Here is a 14310-nt window from a genome sequence, read left to right as displayed (position 1 = left end):
GCCGGAGGCCGGGGGCCGGGAATCCAGAGGCCGGGAAGCCGGGGCCCAGGAAGTCGGAGCCGGGAGGCCCGGAACGGCGGGCAACTAAGTTGAGCGGCTACTTGTCAAGTTTCTGATTGGTCCGCTATATAAGAAGGCGTAGGGCATCGCACCCAGTGCGAAGAGAAAAGGAGTGACCTGTGATGCTCATGCGTACCGACGCATTCCGCGAACTGGACCGGCTCACCCAGCAGTTCTGGGGCACGGCGGCACACCCGGCCACGATGCCGATGGATGCCTACCGGGCGGGTGAGGAGTTCGTCGTCCACTTCGACCTGCCGGGGATCGACCCCGAGTCCATCGACCTGGACATCGAACGGAACGTACTGACGGTGAAGGCCGAGCGCCGCTCGGCTGCGCCCGAGGGCGCCGAGATGATCGCCTCCGAGCGCCCGGCCGGCCTGCACACCCGGCAGCTCATCCTCGGCGACACGCTCGACACGGACCGGATCGACGCCTCGTACGACGCGGGCGTGCTGACCCTGCGCCTCCCGATCTCGGAGCGGGCCAAGCCGCGCAAGATCAGTATCAGTGGCGGTGGGGGCCAGGCCCGGCAGATCGCCTCGTGAGGGGAGCCGACGTGCGCGAGTCCCTGGTGTACGCGGGTGAGAAGCACGACCACCGGCAGTCGCCCGGCATGTCGTTCGCGGAGCTGGTGGAGCGGGTGCGGATCGACGGGGCCTACCCGTCGGCGGCCCGGGCGGAGGCCGTCACACGGAGCGTACTGGCCGGTCTGGGGCGGCAGTTGACCGGCGAGGAGCGGGTCGAGCTGGCCCGGGTGCTGCCCCGGGAGGCGGCGCGGGAGTTCACCGCGCAGATTCCGGCGGCCGCACCGCTGACCGGGCTCGGGTTCGTACAGGACCTGGCCGCGCGCAACGGCAGTGGACCGGGCCCTGCCCGGTGGGACGCCGGGTCCGTCCTGCGGCACGTCGGGACGCTGGCGGGGCCGGAGCTGCTGGAGCGGGTGCTGGGGCAACTCCCTGACGGGTACGCCCTGTTGTTCGGCCGGGCACAGCTCGTACGGAGGGCCGCGGCGGCACGGCGTCCGGTCCGGCAGGGGGCCGTCCGGGAGCCGGCGGCCTGAAACCGGGCGGGAGCGCGACGCCCGCCCCCGGCACCCGGCACCTCCGGCGTCCGGCCGATCCGGTATCCGGCCGGGAGTCGGGACCCCTCCGGCAGATCCGGCGCCCGGTCGGCACTCCGGTGCCCGGCCAGGAGTCCGGCGCCCGGTCGGCACTCCGGTGCCCGGCCAGGAGTCCGGTGTCCGGTCGGCGCTCCGGCACCCGTACCCGTGGCGGCGGGCAGCAGCACCGCGGGCCGTACGGCGAGAGTTCCTCGCGGTACGGCCCGCATTCCGTGTGCGGGCACGGACCCCCTCCCGGGGCCCGTGCCCGTACCGGAATCAGTGCGGGGTGATCCGGCGGGCCAGCGTCACCCGCAGTCCGTACCTGGCCCACAGCGCACGCTGGATGTACAGGGTGGCCGTGCCCGCGATGAGCATTCCGGCGAGGTTGACGCCGAGCTGGATGAGCGAGGCGGTCACCTCGCTCCAGTGGCCGAGGGGGACGGCGATCGCGAGGTTACCGGCCGCGGGGACCGTGGTGACGGAGATGAAGACGCCGACCAGGGGCGAGGACTTGCCCGCGGTCATCGACAGGATGCCCGCGACGCCCGCCAGCAGCGCCACGATGAAGGACCACCTGTCGGGGTGGATGATGAAGTTGGTCAGGGGCCGGCCGTCCATCATCTCGGGGGTGATCCACCCCAGTAGCCGACTGACTCCGGCGCAGGCCATGGTGATCAGTACGGCCACGGTGAAGCCGATGACGAGGATGCGGACGGCGTTGCCGACCAGGCTCAGCTGCCCGGCCATCACCCCGAAGCAGATCGCCGCCACCGGCCCGAACTCCGGCCCCAGCACCATCGCACCGACGATCAGGATGGGCTGGTCGAGCAGCGCGCCGATCGCCGCGATCTGCGTGGCCAGTGCCAGAAACGCGAGGAACGCCCAGGTCAGCCTGGTCTCGGCGGTGGTACGCGCGGTCAGTTCGTCCCAGACCACCGCGTCGTCGGGGTCGCCGGGGGCGGCCAGCTCGGCCTTCTCGGAGGCGGCGGAGATGGACAGGTCGAGCTGCTCGACGGTGATGGCACCGCTCTCCTTCAGCCCGAGCTCGCGCAGGGCCCCCAGGACGCTGTTGGCACCTTCCCTCGCCACGTCGAACTCGACGAGGTCACCCGGTGGATCGTGCGCGGCCCCGGCCATTTTCAGGACGTTGGCGGTGGCGGGGGACTCGACGGTGATCCGCAGCACGTCGTCCGTGCGCTCGGTGGGGGCGATCACTCTCACATGCAGCATGACGGGCATTGTGCCCCGTCCGGTGCGATCCACCGGGCCCGGGTCACCGCGCCCCGAGGTCACTGATCCCCAGGCCCCGGGCCATCGGTGGCTCCAGCGGAAGCACCGGCGGATTCGGCTGCGAAAGCACCGGCGGCCGCTGCCAGCACGGCCGTTCTGGCCGCTCGGCCGGGCAGGCCGGGGTCCGCAGGTGCGCGCAGCAGCGCCAGGTGGTGATAGACGGGCGCGGTGGCGGCGATGAGCAACTGCCGGGCGTCGGTGTCCGGCGGGACCTCTCCGCGCCGGACCGCCCGGTCGACGATGGCCTCGCACCGGGTGTACCTGTCCTCCCATAGCCGCCGCACGCTGCGCGCGGCCTCCTCGGAGCGGAACGAGGCCGCGATCAGCGCCGCGACGACCGAGGGGCGTTCGGTCAGTGCCGCCTGGCTCTCGTGGTTCAGCGCCGCGAGGTCGCCCTCGAGGGAGCCGGTGTCCTGCGGCTGCCAGGCGTCGTCGCCCGCCGCTTCGAAGACGTCCGCGAGCAGGCCGCCGACGTTCCGCCAGCGCCGGTAGACCGTCGCACGGTGCACACCCGCACGAGCAGCCACGGCGTCCAGGGTGATCTCGTCGTAGTCGCGCTCCACGAGCTCGGTGCGGACCGCGTCCAGAACCTGCGTACGGACCCGGCCCGTCCGGCCACCCGGGCGACGCCGGGGCGACCCTGACGCCTCGCCAGGTGGCACCGGCTCCGCGATGCCGGGTTCCTGGGAGCGTACGGAATCGGCTTGATCGGCAGACAGCGTCATGCCACCATCATAATCGCCTTAAGGCAAAAGCTGTCGCGTTAACGGGCGGTGCCAGACCGGCACGGCACGGAACGGGACCCCGAGCAGCACCCCGAGAGGAATCGCCCGATGCAGCCCCTCGTTCCCGCCGACCCCACCGTGCTGCACCCCATGCCCGGACAACCGCGCGTGGTGCAGCTCAAGCCGCTGGTGAAGTCCCCGCTGATCGAGGTCGGGGAGTACTCCTACTACGACGACCCGGACGACCCGACCGCGTTCGAGACGCGCAACGTGCTCTACCACTACGGCCCCGACAAGCTGGTCATCGGCAAGTTCTGTGCGCTGGGCACGGGGGTGCGGTTCCTCATGAACGGCGCCAACCACCGCATGGACGGCCCCTCGACCTTCCCCTTCCCCACCCTGGGCGGCTCCTGGGCCGACCACTTCGACCTGCTCACCGGCCTGCCCAGCCGCGGGGACACCGTCGTCGGCAACGACGTCTGGTTCGGCTACGGCGTGACGGTGATGGCGGGGGTACGGATCGGCCACGGCGCGATCGTCGCTTCCGGCGCGGTCGTCACCGCCGACGTGCCCGACTACGGAATCGTCGGCGGCAACCCGGCCCGCCTCATTCGCATCCGTTACAGCGAGGAGGACATCGCCCGGCTGCTCGCGGTGTCCTGGTGGGACTGGCCGGTGGAGCACCTCACCGCACACATCCGGACGGTCATGTCGGGCAGCATCACCGACCTGGAAGCGGCGGCCCGTAAGCCCTGCGGCCGCCGTCGCCGCCTCTCGCTCCGAGCGGAAGCCCGAATAGGGCGGGAGCGGGTTCTCGTGCGAGAGCGGGGACGTACGGGCTCAGGCCGCGAGGTCCGTCTGGGCCTTTTCACGGACGGCGTCGGGGGTGGTGGGCACGGCCGGTGTGACGCGCTTGGCCGGTGTCGCGGCAGGTGTCCGGGTCTCGGCGCGGGCGCAGCAGGTCTGTTCCAGCAGGGTGTCCGCCGTCGCCAGGGCGGCTTCGATCCTGGACGTCGAGGTCGTCACGCACAGGGTGTACACGACGTCCTCCACCGCGCGCCGCGTCTCCTCCGTCGGCTTCTCGGCGTGGGCCAGCCGGGTTTCGGCGTAGCGGGTGAGGAGTTCGCGCAGCACCTTCGGGTCGGGCACCAGCATGGAAGTGAGTCCCCTTCTTCAGTTGGTTCTCGTGCACTTCTCGTGTTTGTCCTGTGATGCTGCGGATTCCCACGGACAACGCCGGGCACACCCGCTGTTTTCCGCCAAACTGCACTCAGCTGTTCGTCAGCATGCCCGTGCGCAGGGTGCCGAGGATCCGGGTCAGCAGGCGGGAGACCTGCATCTGGGAGATGCCGAGGATCTCGCCGATCTCGGACTGGGTGAGTTCCTGGCCGAAACGCATGGACAGGATGCGGCGGTCCCGCTCGCCCAGCGAGTCGAGGAGGGGGGCGAGGGTGTGGAGGTCCTCGAAGAGTTCCATGTGGGGGTCGCAGGCACCGAAGAAGTCGGCGTACGAGACGGGGGACTTGGTGCTGTTGTCGTGACCGGTCTCGGCGGGCAGGTCGAGGGAGCCCGCGGTGTAGCCGTTGGCGGCGACCAGGCCCTCGGTGACCTCCTCCTCCGTCAGTTCCAGGAGTTCGGCGAGCTCGGCGACGGTGGGGTCCCGGTCCAGGACGTTGGCCAGCTGCTCCTTGGCCTTGGCCAGTTCGGTACGGAGTTCCTGGAGGCGGCGCGGCACGTGCACGGCCCACGTCGTGTCGCGGAAGAAGCGCTTGATCTCGCCGGTGATGTAGGGGATGGCGAAGGAGGTGAACTCCACTTCACGCTGGAGGTCGAACCGGTCGATCGCCTTGATCAGGCCGATCGTGCCCACCTGGATGATGTCCTCCAGGTCACCGCTGCCCCGGTTGCGGAAGCGCCGCGCCGCGAACTTCACCAGCGAGAGGTTCATTTCGATCAGGGTGTTGCGCGCGTACTGGTACTCGTGCGTGCCCTCCTCCAGCTCCTGGAGCCGGTCGAGGAAGAGCTTGGAGAGCTGGCGCGCATCCTTGGGGGCGACCGCGGTGGGGTCGGCGATGCGGGGCAGGGCCGCGTCGGCCGGGGCCGCCCCCGGGGCGGTCGCGGACTCGTACGGGGTCACGGTTGCTGACTGCATCGCGGTTCCTCCTCGGGTGCGGCGGGCGTACGCGGCGTGGTGGCGTACGCGGCCCAGTCTTGCCCGGGAACACGCGTTCACTCCCCCGGAGCCAATTTTTTTGTACGGCGTTCCGGCAGGGCTCGTTCCGGGGGGCGTGACGACCATCCCTGTACCGGTCAACCCGCATGTCACGAGGACTGGTCCGACACCGAATGAACACTGTGATGTTCAATCGAACATTGTTGTGTTAGAAAGTGGGCATGGGAGTTGCCAATCGTCTTGATGTGACCCTGCGTCTCGTGCAGGGCTCGGACCGGGTTTCGGTGGCCGAGCTCGCGCACCGGCTCGGGGTCTCCGACATGACCGTCCGCCGGGACCTGGCCGAACTGGAACGCCAGGGCCTCCTCAAGCGGGTGCACGGGGGCGCCGTCGCCACCCGGGCGCGGGAGGACGGCGCCGGGTTCGCCGCCCGGGAGCCGTGGCAGCAGGCCACCAAGGACCGGCTGGGCAAGGCCGTCGCGGAACTGATCGAACCCGGCTCGCGGGTACTCCTCGACGCCGGCACGACGACCGTGCACGTCGCCGAACACCTGGCGGCCCGCGCCCCGCTGACGGTGGCGGTGCTCAGCCTGCAGGCGGCGGTGCGCCTCGCCGACCGGCCCGGCGTCGAACTGCTGGTCGTAGGTGGGCGGTCGCGTCCCGGCGAGCGGTCGCTGGTGGGCCCGCTGGCACTCCGTACGCTCGAAGCCCTCGCGTTCGACTGCTTCGTGATGTCCATAGGCGGGGTGCACGGCGAGCACGGCTGGTCGGAGTTCTCGCTCGACGACGCGGCGGTCAAGCAGGCAGGACTCGCCCAGTCGGCGCGCACGGTGGCGGTCGCCGACGCCACCAAGCTCGGGGTCCGCTCCTTCAGCCGGGTCGCCGCACCCCACGCGGTGGACACCTTCGTCACCGACACCGCCGCCGAGGACGCGGCCACCCATCCGCACGGCCCCGACACCCTCGCGGCACTGCGGAAGGCGGGCGTGCACACGCTCCTCGCCTGAGCACCAGCCTCCCCCTACCCCCAGGAGTTGAGCAGAAGATCATGACCAGTACCCCTTCCGGCCCTCTGATGATCCTGGTCGCCGGCCCGTACAGATCCGGCACCGGGGACGACCCCGGCAAGCTCCGCGCGAACGTCGCCGCCATGAACGAGACCGCGCTCGCCCTCTTCCGCGCCGGTCATCTCCCGGTCACCGGCGAGGCGCTGGCGCTCCCCCTGCTGGAGACGGCCGGCAGCTCGGGTCCTGGCGACGCCCTCTACGACGAGATCTTCCACCCGGTTGCGGAACGCCTGCTGGCGCGCTGCGACGCGGTGCTGCGGATCGGCGGCCCGTCCGAGGGTGCGGACCGGATGGTCGCCCGGGCCCGTTCCCGGGGCGCGCGGATCTTCACGAGCCCTGCCGAGATCCCGGCGGCCACCACCTCATGAACGGCACCCCCGGCACTCCCGGCACCTCCGGCCCCTCCGGCACCCCCGGCATCGACATCCCCGACCGGCGCGGTCGCACCGGCCTGGACACCCACGGCCGCGACCTGACCGGCAACCCGCAGGTGCGCATCCGCGACGTGGAGGTGCTGTCCTGCGACTGGTACGTGCTGCGCAAGACCACTTTCGACTTCCGGCACAGCGACGGGAGCTGGAGCCGCGAGCAGCGCGAGACGTACGACCGGGGCGACGGCGCGACGATCCTGCTGTACGACCCGCAGCGCGCGACCGTACTCCTCACCCGGCAGTTCCGGCTGCCCGCGTACGTCAACGGACATCCGGACGGCATGCTCGTCGAGACGGCCGCGGGGCTGCTCGACGGCCACAGTCCGCAGGAGGCGATCCGCCGCGAGGCCGCCGAGGAGACCGGCCACACGGTCGGCACCCCGCAGCGCGTCTTCGAGGTCTACATGAGCCCCGGCTCCGTCACCGAACGCCTGCATTTCTTCGCCGCCCCCTACGGCGGGCACACCGCCACCTCGGCGGGTGGCGGCGTGGCCGCCGAGGGCGAGGACATCGCGGTCCTCGAACTCCCCTTCACCGAGGCCCTGCACCGCATCAGAACGGGCGAGATCGCGGATGCGAAGACCATCATGCTGCTCCAGTGGGCGGCCCTGGACGGCCCTTTCGCACCGGTCGGCTGACGCGCCGCGCGCACTACCGGCCGCAGTGGCCGGCGATTCCCGGTGGAGCAGCAGGACCCTGAGCCGCCCGGGGCCCTCGCAGGGGCCCCGGGCGCTCCTTGGTCCACCGCCCCGGGGGAGGCGGGGCGGTGCGACCGACCGGGCACCCGGGCTTGCGAGCCCGGGTGCCGCAGGATCAGAAGTTGAAGACCTGGCCCTGGCCCGCCCTCAGCGCGCAGGGGTTGGCGAAGGTGTGCTCGTACGCGACACGCCGGCCCTCCCAGACGCCCTCGGCCGTGACCACGACGGGGTTCCATTCCCTGGTGCAGTAGGTGGTCGACGGTGCCTTGGTCACCTTGTCGAAGTTTCCGCCCGCCGCGCGCAGTTGGGCGCAGGCGCCGGGCGCGTCGGGGTGGCTGCCCACTCCGCCGGAGGAGCAGCCGAGGGACACCGCCCGCTGGATTGCGGCGGTGGACGCGCTGTCGCCGTAGCCGATCGTGAGGACCAGCTCGGAAGGCGCGTAGATGCTCGCCGCCGGGGCGGTTGCTACGGGCGGGGCCACGGGTGCGGCGGTGGCCGTGGTGGCCAGACCGCCGAGCGCGAGGGCGGCTCCCAGCGCAATCCCCCCAGAGATGCCACGCATATTGAACACTCCCTTGCTTGTTGTGTCGGATATCGAACGGAACAGCCCGGAGTCTTGCTCAGCGAGACACCAAAAGCACATTGGATGCTCACTTTTGGTCGTTGGTTGAAAACTGAGCGTAGTGGCGCGAAGTGGCGTTCCCTCACGGACGGTTGAGCCGTCGTGCGCCCCGCGTGACCGGCGGGAAGGGGGGATCCCGGAGAAGTTCCCCAAGGGACAGAATGCACGAAGAAGGGCCGAGGGAGGGGGGTGCGCCGCCCCGGCCACCCCTCCGGGAGGGGGCAGGAATGACCGGATCCGGAGTGCGGGAAGGTGCGCGTGGGTGCCTTCGTCACGGGTGCGGGGGTGGCTTCCCGATCAGCCTTGACCCCGCCTCCCGGGCGCGCCTAACCTGTTGTCAACATCCGAAATAGTGAACGAAGTTCGATATTTCGAACCTTGTTCGCTTCACTCTTCGGCCCGCCCCGCGAGGCCCGCAGGGACAGGAACAGGAGCCCCGGTGTCAGCAATACCCGTGTGGAGCATCGATCCGCGAACCGGTGAGCAGCGCGAACAGGTGGCGGTGGAGGCCACCGAGGCGTCCGTCGACGCCGCCGTCCGCGCCGCCCACGCCGCTCGCGACTCTCTCGCCGACCGGGCCGAGCGGTCCGCCTTCCTGCGCACCGCCGCCATGCTCCTCGACGGGGCGAGGGCGGAGCTGGTGGCCGTGGCGGACGCCGAGACGGCGCTCGGCACCACCCGGCTGAACGGCGAACTCACCCGTACCTGCTACCAGTTGCGGCAGTTCGCCGACTCCGTCGACGAGGGCTCCTTCCTCGACGTCATCATCAGCCACCCGGACCCCGACGCCACTCCCCCGGTCCCCGATCTGCGCCGCTACAAGGTGCCGATGGGTGTCGTCGCCGTCTACTCGGCCTCCAACTTCCCCTTCGCCTTCTCCGTCGCGGGCGGCGACACCGCGAGCGCGCTCGCCGCGGGCTGCCCGGTCGTGGTCAAGGCACACCCGGACCACCCCGCCACCTCCGAGGCCACCGTCGCGGTGCTGCGCCGGGCCGCCGCCCGGCACGGGCTGCCGGAGGGCGTCGTCGGACTGGTCCACGGCTTCGACGCGGGCGTCCTGCTGGTCGGCCATCCGCTGATCGCCGCCGCCGGTTTCACCGGTTCGGTACGGGGTGGCCGCGCGCTCTTCGACGCCGCGGCGGCCCGGCCCGTGCCGATCCCCTTCCACGGCGAACTGGGCTCCCTCAACCCGGTCGTGGTGACCGGGGCCGCCGCCGCCGAGCGCGCGGAGGAAATCGGGACGGGGCTTGCCGCGTCCATGACGATGGGGGTCGGCCAGTTCTGCGTGAAGCCGGGGCTGGTGCTGGTTCCGGCGGGCGGGGCGGGCGATCAGCTGGTGAAGGCACTCGGCCAGGGGCTCGCAGACGTCGGGCCCGGGGTCATGCTCGACCACCGGATGCGCGAGCACTTCGTGGCCGGAGTGGGCGAACGCTCCCGGCTCCCCCAGGTCACCACCCCGGTCGAGCCCGTATTCGCCGACGCGCACACGGTCGCGGCCGCCGTCCTCACGGTGCCCGCGAGCTCGCTCGCCGAAGAGGGGGGCGCCCACGACCAGCTGCTGGAGGAGTGCTTCGGCCCGGTGACCGTCGTCGTACGGTACGAGGACCAGGCTGAGGCGGACGCGGTACTGACGCGGCTGCCCGGCAACCTCACCGCCACCCTGCACGTCTCCGCCGAGGAGGGTACGTCGGGCAGTGCGGCGGGCCTTCTCGCCCGCCTCACCCCGCTGGCCGGCCGGGTCCTGGTCAACGCCTGGCCCACCGGCGTCGCGGTGGCCCCCGCCCAGCACCACGGCGGCCCCTACCCGGCGACCACGTCCACGTCCACGTCGGTCGGCCTCACGGCATCCGAGCGCTGGCTGCGTCCGGTCGCGTACCAGAACACTCCGGAGGCACTGCTGCCGCTCGAACTGCGGGAGGCCAATCCGCTGGGACTGCCGCGCACGGTGGACGGCCGCCGCGAGGGATAGCCCTGAGGGCCCGGACGCCCCGGTCCGGACGCCTCAGGCACCGGACGCGCTCCCCTGCCCGGATGCCCCCAGCACGGGACGTCCGGACCGGGAGGGCTCCCCTGCCCGGAGGCCGCAGGCACGGGGGCGTTCGGACCGGGAGGACTCCCCTGCCCGGAGGCCGCAGGCACGGGGGCGTCCGGACCGGGGGCGTTCGGACCGGGGGCGTCCGGACCGGGGGCGTCCGGACCGGGGGGATTTTCGTGCCCGGCCCGGGCGTCAGCCCCGTGCCCGCCCGGCCCGCTTCACCTCGCGGTCGATCGCCCAGGCATCGGCGACCGGTCCGAGGTGGGCAAGCTTGTCCGGGTTGGCGACCCCGCGGACGGTCCTGATCCGCCCGTCGGCGATGTCGAGGGCCAGGGCGTTCAGCACCCTGCCCTCGCGGTCGCGGAGGATCGCACCTGGCTGGCCGTTGACCTCCCGCGGCTCGCACGTCACCGCGATCCGCCACAGCCGGGGGAAGGACGCACCCAGCAGCCGGGCCACGTTCTCCGCGCCCAGCACGGCCCTGGCCAGCGCCGGGGCCTTGCCGCCGCTGTCCCCGACCAGTTGCACATCGGCGGCCAGCAGCCTCTGCAGCCCGCTCACGTCGCCGTCCTTCAGCGCGTCGAAGAAGCGCGTCGCCAGCTCCCGGCGTTCCTGGCTGTCCGCCGCGAACCTCGGCCGCCCCGCCTGCATGTGCCGGCGCGCCCGTACGACGAGCTGACGGCAGGCCTGCTCGGAGCGCCCCACCGCCTCCGCCACCTCGTCGAACCCGAAGCCGAACACCTCGCGCAGCACGAACGCCGCCCGCTCCAGCGGGCTGAGCCGCTCCAGCAGCACCAGCGCCGCCATCGACACGGAATCGGCCAGCTCCGCCGCCCGCGCGGGGTCCTGGTACGGGTCGTTCAGCAGGGGCTCGGGGAACCACGGCCCGACGTACGCCTCGCGCCGGACCCGTGCGGAGCGCAGTACGTCGATGGAGATCCGGGTCACCGCGGTGGACAGGAACGCCTTGCCCGAGTCGGGGCGGGTCGCCGAGGCGTCGAAGCGCAGCCAGGTCTCCTGGACCGCGTCCTCGGCCTCCCCCACGCTGCCCAGGATCCGGTACGCGATCGAGAACAGCAGCGGCCGCAGTTCCTCGAACTCCTCCACCTTGCTCACGCGGTGTCTCCTTCCCCCGGCCCGGGAGCGGCCCCCCGAAGCAGTCCCGTACGACCGAACTCGGCCGGGCGGAAGCCCACTTGTGATCACCCTCCCGCCGGAGGCAGCGTAACCGCCCCCGACGGGGTCACCGGGAGGGCCGGGGCACCGGGGGGAAAGCCCGCTCAGTGGAACTGGCCCGGCACGTAGTCTCCGGCCGGCTGCTGGGCGATGATGTTCAGCCGGTTCGCCGTGTTCATGAAGGACACCAGGACCACCAGGGCGGTGAGCTGCTCCTCGTCGTAGTGCTTGGCGGCCTGCTCCCACACCGCCTCGCCGACCCCGCCCGCACCGTCGGCGACCCTGGTCCCCTCCTCCGCGAGGGCCAGCGCGGCACGCTCGGCCTCGGTGAACACCGTGGCCTCCCGCCACGCCGCCACCAGGTGCAGCCGCACCGGGGTCTCGCCCGCGGCGGTGGCCTCCTTGGTGTGCATGTCGATGCACATGGCGCAGCCGTTGATCTGGCTCACCCGCAGCGACACCAGCTCCTGCGTCGCGGCCGGCAGCGACGATTCCTTGAGCACCCTGCCCGCCGCCATGAAGTGCTTGAAGGCCTTGCCGGCGGTGGGGCTCGCGAAGTAGTTGAGTCGCGCTTCCATGATGGGCTCCTTCGTGGGTGTTCCTCAGTGGCTACACCCCTTGGGACGAGGCAGCCCCGAGCCCTGTGACACGGCTGGATGTGACGCGCGTCTCTCCCCGGCTCCGCGTACCCCTGGACCCCTGGACCCCTGCGCCCTTGTGCCCCTGCGCCCCTATGCCCCTTGCATGGCCTCCACGCCCCTCACTCCATCAGGAAGACCTGCTCCGCCCGCGCCCACCACTCCCCCGGCGCCGCCTCGGGCACCCGCTCCTGAAGGGGGTCGGTCAGCTTCCACCACTCCTGGGTGGCCTCGTCCTCGGCCAGTGCGGCGAGGTCGGCCGCGAGGTCCTCGCCGTGGTACTCGAAGTAGCTGAAGAGCCGGTCGCCCAGCAGGTGGATCGAGTAGTTGGCGATGTGGGCGGCCCGCAGCCGGTCGAGGACCGGCCCGGGTACGGCTTCGTGCAACTTCCGGTATTCCACGGCCTTTTCGGGCCTGACCCGGATGACCTGTGCGATCCGCTCCATGCAAGATCACCTCCTGGTGGGGAAGTTATCGGAAGGGCGGGAGGTGCGGAAGGTGTCGTGGGTGCGCCGGGTACGTCGGTGTACCGGGGAGGGCCCCGGGCCCGGAGCGGGAATCGGGGGGGGACCTGGGTCCTCGTGCGCGGGGGCGATGTGCCGGGCCGGGGGTGGTTCCTAGCCTCGGGGCATGCGATCACATGACGAACAAGTGCGGGATGTACGGGATGCGCCCCAGCGAGCGGCGCTGGGAGCGTCGTCGGCTGCCGCCGCGGGTCTCGCTCTCACCCTCTGTCTGACCGGCTCACCCGCACCGGCCCCGGCCGCCGCAGCCGGTCCCCCGGGGAGCGCCGGAGCGAGCTCCCGGGCCGGCCACGGAGGCGGGCTCGACCGGTTCCACCAGCAGCGCCTCGGGTGGGGAAGCTGCGCCGAGGGACCGGGCGACGCGATGGGGCGCGAGCTGGACAAGGCCGGGGTGCAGTGCGCGGACGTGACCGTTCCGCTGGACTACGCCGACCCCCGGGGACGCACCCTCACCGTCGCGGTGTCCCGGCTGAAGGCCACCGACACCCGCCACCGCATCGGCTCGCTCCTGCTGAACAACGGCGGCCCCGGCGGAGGCGCGGTCCAGTCGCCGCCTGCCGTGCGCAAGGCGATGAAGGAGGTCGGGGCGCGGTACGACATCGTCGGCTTCGACCCGCGGTTCACCGGGCGCAGCACCCGCCTGAACTGCGGCTGGCCGGTCGGGGTCGCGTGGTTCTCGGCCGGTTCCTCGCGGTCGGGCTTCGACCGGCAGGTGGCGCTGCACAGGAGTCTCGCCGACAAGTGCCGGGCCGCCGGCGGTACGGCCCTCCCGTACATCACCACCCGCAACACGGCCCGGGACATGGACGTCATCCGCGGTGCGCTCGGCGAGCGGAAGATCTCCTATCTCGGCTACTCGTACGGGACCCATCTGGGCACGGTCTACACGCAGATGTTCCCCGGGCGCTACGACCGGGTGGTGCTGGACGGCGCGTTCGCGCCTGGCGACTACCGGGCCCGGCTGTTGCGCGGCACCGAGCGCGCGTCCGAACAGGCGCTCTCCGACTGGGCCGCGTGGGCGGCCGGCCGGCATGCCGCCCTCGGTCTCGGCAGGACCCGCGCCGAGGTCCTGGCCACCGTCGACCGTGTCGTCGCGGCCTCCGCGCGCCGCCCGTTGCGCGTGGGCACCGGCGCGGACGTCTTCGCGGTCGACGACACCCAGGTGCCGGTCCTGCTGTTCACTGCGCTGGCGGACGACACCGATCCGACCCGGGAGTTCCTCGGCGAGCAGCTGTCCGTACTGGCGAGGGCCGCGCGCGGGGCGGCGCCCCGCGCGCTGTCCCCGCAGTTCGCCGCCACGCTGCGGTACGTCCAGCGCGGCGAGGGCGAGCCCTCCGACGTGCAGATGGCGATCATCTGCGGGGACGCCGCCGGCCCGCGCGACCCCGCGCGCTACTGGCTGGACGTCCGGCGCAGCCGCGCCGCACACCCGCTGTTCGGGCCGCTGACCCACAACATCAACCCGTGCGCCTTCTGGGACCGGCCGCGCGAGAAGCCCACCGAGGTGCGGCGGGACGTCCCCGCGCTGATCGTGGCAGCGACCGGCGACCCGCGCACCACCTACCGGAGCAGCGTCGAGCTGCACCGGCAGCTGCCCAGCTCCCGGCTGGTCACGCTCCGGGGGGCCAACCGGCATGGTCTGTACGGGCGTTACGGCAACGCCTGTGTGGACGACCGGGTCAACCAGTACCTGGCCTCCGGCACGCTGCCGACGACGGACCGCACCTGCGCGAAGTAGCGCCGGGCAGTTGAGGTCCGGCAAGTCG

15 protein-coding genes and 1 pseudogene are annotated in these 14310 nt (G+C 72.0%); 8 read left to right on the top strand and 8 right to left on the bottom strand.

Annotated features, from left to right (window positions below):
• The first annotated feature begins 182 nt into the window (after positions 1-182).
• Positions 183-608 carry an Hsp20/alpha crystallin family protein gene (locus ACFWVV_RS10160; protein WP_384348048.1) on the top strand — a complete coding sequence of 142 codons (426 nt, stop codon included), beginning with the start codon at positions 183-185 and terminating at the stop codon, positions 606-608.
• Between the two features lie 68 nt (positions 609-676).
• Positions 677-1123 (top strand): DUF2267 domain-containing protein, encoded by a 447-nt coding sequence (locus ACFWVV_RS10155; RefSeq protein WP_384348315.1) that lies wholly within the window; start codon positions 677-679, stop codon positions 1121-1123.
• A gap of 318 nt (positions 1124-1441) precedes the next feature.
• On the opposite strand, the gene ACFWVV_RS10150 is transcribed toward ACFWVV_RS10155, so the two are convergent.
• Together ACFWVV_RS10150 and ACFWVV_RS10145 are read right to left on the bottom strand one after the other, a co-directional pair.
• On the bottom strand, positions 1442-2395 hold the full coding sequence (locus ACFWVV_RS10150; protein WP_384348051.1) for a DUF389 domain-containing protein: 954 nt from the start codon (positions 2393-2395) through the stop codon (positions 1442-1444).
• 59 nt (positions 2396-2454) lie between these two features.
• A complete protein-coding gene (locus tag ACFWVV_RS10145) occupies positions 2455-3180 on the bottom strand; it encodes a TetR/AcrR family transcriptional regulator (RefSeq protein ID WP_384348054.1) in 726 nt (241 codons plus the stop codon).
• Positions 3181-3288: 108 nt separating this feature from the next.
• Here ACFWVV_RS10145 and ACFWVV_RS10140 point away from each other — a divergent pair.
• Positions 3289-3921: pseudogene (locus ACFWVV_RS10140) on the top strand (CatB-related O-acetyltransferase); the annotation flags it as partial.
• A 99-nt stretch (positions 3922-4020) separates the two neighbouring features.
• On the opposite strand, the gene ACFWVV_RS10135 reads toward ACFWVV_RS10140, so the two are convergent.
• A complete protein-coding gene (locus ACFWVV_RS10135) occupies positions 4021-4335 on the bottom strand; it encodes a DUF5133 domain-containing protein (protein ID WP_384348318.1) in 315 nt (104 codons plus the stop codon).
• 115 nt (positions 4336-4450) lie between these two features.
• On the bottom strand, positions 4451-5332 hold the full coding sequence (locus tag ACFWVV_RS10130) for a SigB/SigF/SigG family RNA polymerase sigma factor (RefSeq protein ID WP_384348057.1): 882 nt from the start codon (positions 5330-5332) through the stop codon (positions 4451-4453).
• A gap of 242 nt (positions 5333-5574) precedes the next feature.
• On the opposite strand from ACFWVV_RS10130, the gene ACFWVV_RS10125 reads away from it, so the two are divergent.
• Genes ACFWVV_RS10125 through ACFWVV_RS10115 form a run of 3 tightly spaced genes read left to right on the top strand, consistent with a single transcriptional unit; the run spans position 5575 to position 7489 of the window.
• Positions 5575-6360 carry a DeoR/GlpR family DNA-binding transcription regulator gene (locus ACFWVV_RS10125; RefSeq protein ID WP_384348060.1) on the top strand — a complete coding sequence of 262 codons (786 nt, stop codon included), beginning with the start codon at positions 5575-5577 and terminating at the stop codon, positions 6358-6360.
• A gap of 41 nt (positions 6361-6401) precedes the next feature.
• Entirely contained in the window at positions 6402-6788 is a 387-nt protein-coding gene (locus tag ACFWVV_RS10120; protein ID WP_384348063.1) for a DUF4406 domain-containing protein, read from the top strand.
• Positions 6785-7489, top strand: a complete 705-nt coding sequence (locus ACFWVV_RS10115; RefSeq protein WP_384348066.1) for an NUDIX domain-containing protein — start codon at positions 6785-6787, stop codon at positions 7487-7489. Before ACFWVV_RS10120 ends, ACFWVV_RS10115 begins: the two co-directional genes overlap by 4 nt.
• A 175-nt stretch (positions 7490-7664) precedes the next feature.
• Here the strand turns inward: ACFWVV_RS10115 and ACFWVV_RS10110 are convergent, their stop codons facing one another.
• Positions 7665-8111, bottom strand: coding sequence for a subtilase-type protease inhibitor (locus tag ACFWVV_RS10110; RefSeq protein WP_384348069.1), 447 nt, complete (start codon positions 8109-8111; stop codon positions 7665-7667).
• Between the two features lie 499 nt (positions 8112-8610).
• Between ACFWVV_RS10110 and ACFWVV_RS10105 the strand changes: the two genes are divergently transcribed.
• Entirely contained in the window at positions 8611-10140 is a 1530-nt protein-coding gene (locus ACFWVV_RS10105) for an aldehyde dehydrogenase (NADP(+)) (protein ID WP_384348072.1), read from the top strand.
• Between the two features lie 258 nt (positions 10141-10398).
• Here ACFWVV_RS10105 and ACFWVV_RS10100 read toward each other — a convergent pair whose 3' ends face one another.
• The 3 genes from ACFWVV_RS10100 to ACFWVV_RS10090 form a co-directional block, all read right to left on the bottom strand.
• Positions 10399-11322 (bottom strand): RNA polymerase sigma-70 factor, encoded by a 924-nt coding sequence (locus tag ACFWVV_RS10100; RefSeq protein WP_384348075.1) that lies wholly within the window; start codon positions 11320-11322, stop codon positions 10399-10401.
• A gap of 164 nt (positions 11323-11486) precedes the next feature.
• Complete coding sequence (locus tag ACFWVV_RS10095) at positions 11487-11960, bottom strand: carboxymuconolactone decarboxylase family protein (RefSeq protein ID WP_384348078.1); 474 nt, start codon at positions 11958-11960, stop codon at positions 11487-11489.
• Positions 11961-12142: 182 nt separating this feature from the next.
• Positions 12143-12466 carry an L-rhamnose mutarotase gene (locus ACFWVV_RS10090; RefSeq protein ID WP_384348080.1) on the bottom strand — a complete coding sequence of 108 codons (324 nt, stop codon included), beginning with the start codon at positions 12464-12466 and terminating at the stop codon, positions 12143-12145.
• Positions 12467-12650: 184 nt separating this feature from the next.
• Between ACFWVV_RS10090 and ACFWVV_RS10085 the strand changes: the two genes are divergently transcribed.
• On the top strand, positions 12651-14282 hold the full coding sequence (locus ACFWVV_RS10085; protein WP_384348083.1) for an alpha/beta hydrolase: 1632 nt from the start codon (positions 12651-12653) through the stop codon (positions 14280-14282).
• Positions 14283-14310: the final 28 nt, after the last annotated feature.

Source organism: Streptomyces sp. NPDC058663, from assembly GCF_042716745.1.
GTDB lineage: Bacteria > Actinomycetota > Actinomycetes > Streptomycetales > Streptomycetaceae > Streptomyces.
The sequence above is the reverse complement of the archived record's forward strand: the minus strand, read 5'-3'. Positions and strand labels throughout refer to the sequence as shown.

Coding starts and splice junctions, on each gene's coding strand:
- ACFWVV_RS10135 (WP_384348318.1), bottom strand. CDS start 4,335: ATGCTGGTGCCCGACCCGAAGGTGCTGCGCGAACTCCTCACCCGCTAC.
- ACFWVV_RS10085 (WP_384348083.1), top strand. CDS start 12,651: ATGCGATCACATGACGAACAAGTGCGGGATGTACGGGATGCGCCCCAG.
- ACFWVV_RS10160 (WP_384348048.1), top strand. CDS start 183: ATGCTCATGCGTACCGACGCATTCCGCGAACTGGACCGGCTCACCCAG.
- ACFWVV_RS10120 (WP_384348063.1), top strand. CDS start 6,402: ATGACCAGTACCCCTTCCGGCCCTCTGATGATCCTGGTCGCCGGCCCG.
- ACFWVV_RS10110 (WP_384348069.1), bottom strand. CDS start 8,111: ATGCGTGGCATCTCTGGGGGGATTGCGCTGGGAGCCGCCCTCGCGCTC.
- ACFWVV_RS10145 (WP_384348054.1), bottom strand. CDS start 3,180: ATGACGCTGTCTGCCGATCAAGCCGATTCCGTACGCTCCCAGGAACCC.
- ACFWVV_RS10125 (WP_384348060.1), top strand. CDS start 5,575: ATGGGAGTTGCCAATCGTCTTGATGTGACCCTGCGTCTCGTGCAGGGC.
- ACFWVV_RS10115 (WP_384348066.1), top strand. CDS start 6,785: ATGAACGGCACCCCCGGCACTCCCGGCACCTCCGGCCCCTCCGGCACC.
- ACFWVV_RS10155 (WP_384348315.1), top strand. CDS start 677: ATGTCGTTCGCGGAGCTGGTGGAGCGGGTGCGGATCGACGGGGCCTAC.
- ACFWVV_RS10150 (WP_384348051.1), bottom strand. CDS start 2,395: ATGCTGCATGTGAGAGTGATCGCCCCCACCGAGCGCACGGACGACGTG.
- ACFWVV_RS10130 (WP_384348057.1), bottom strand. CDS start 5,332: ATGCAGTCAGCAACCGTGACCCCGTACGAGTCCGCGACCGCCCCGGGG.
- ACFWVV_RS10095 (WP_384348078.1), bottom strand. CDS start 11,960: ATGGAAGCGCGACTCAACTACTTCGCGAGCCCCACCGCCGGCAAGGCC.
- ACFWVV_RS10090 (WP_384348080.1), bottom strand. CDS start 12,466: ATGGAGCGGATCGCACAGGTCATCCGGGTCAGGCCCGAAAAGGCCGTG.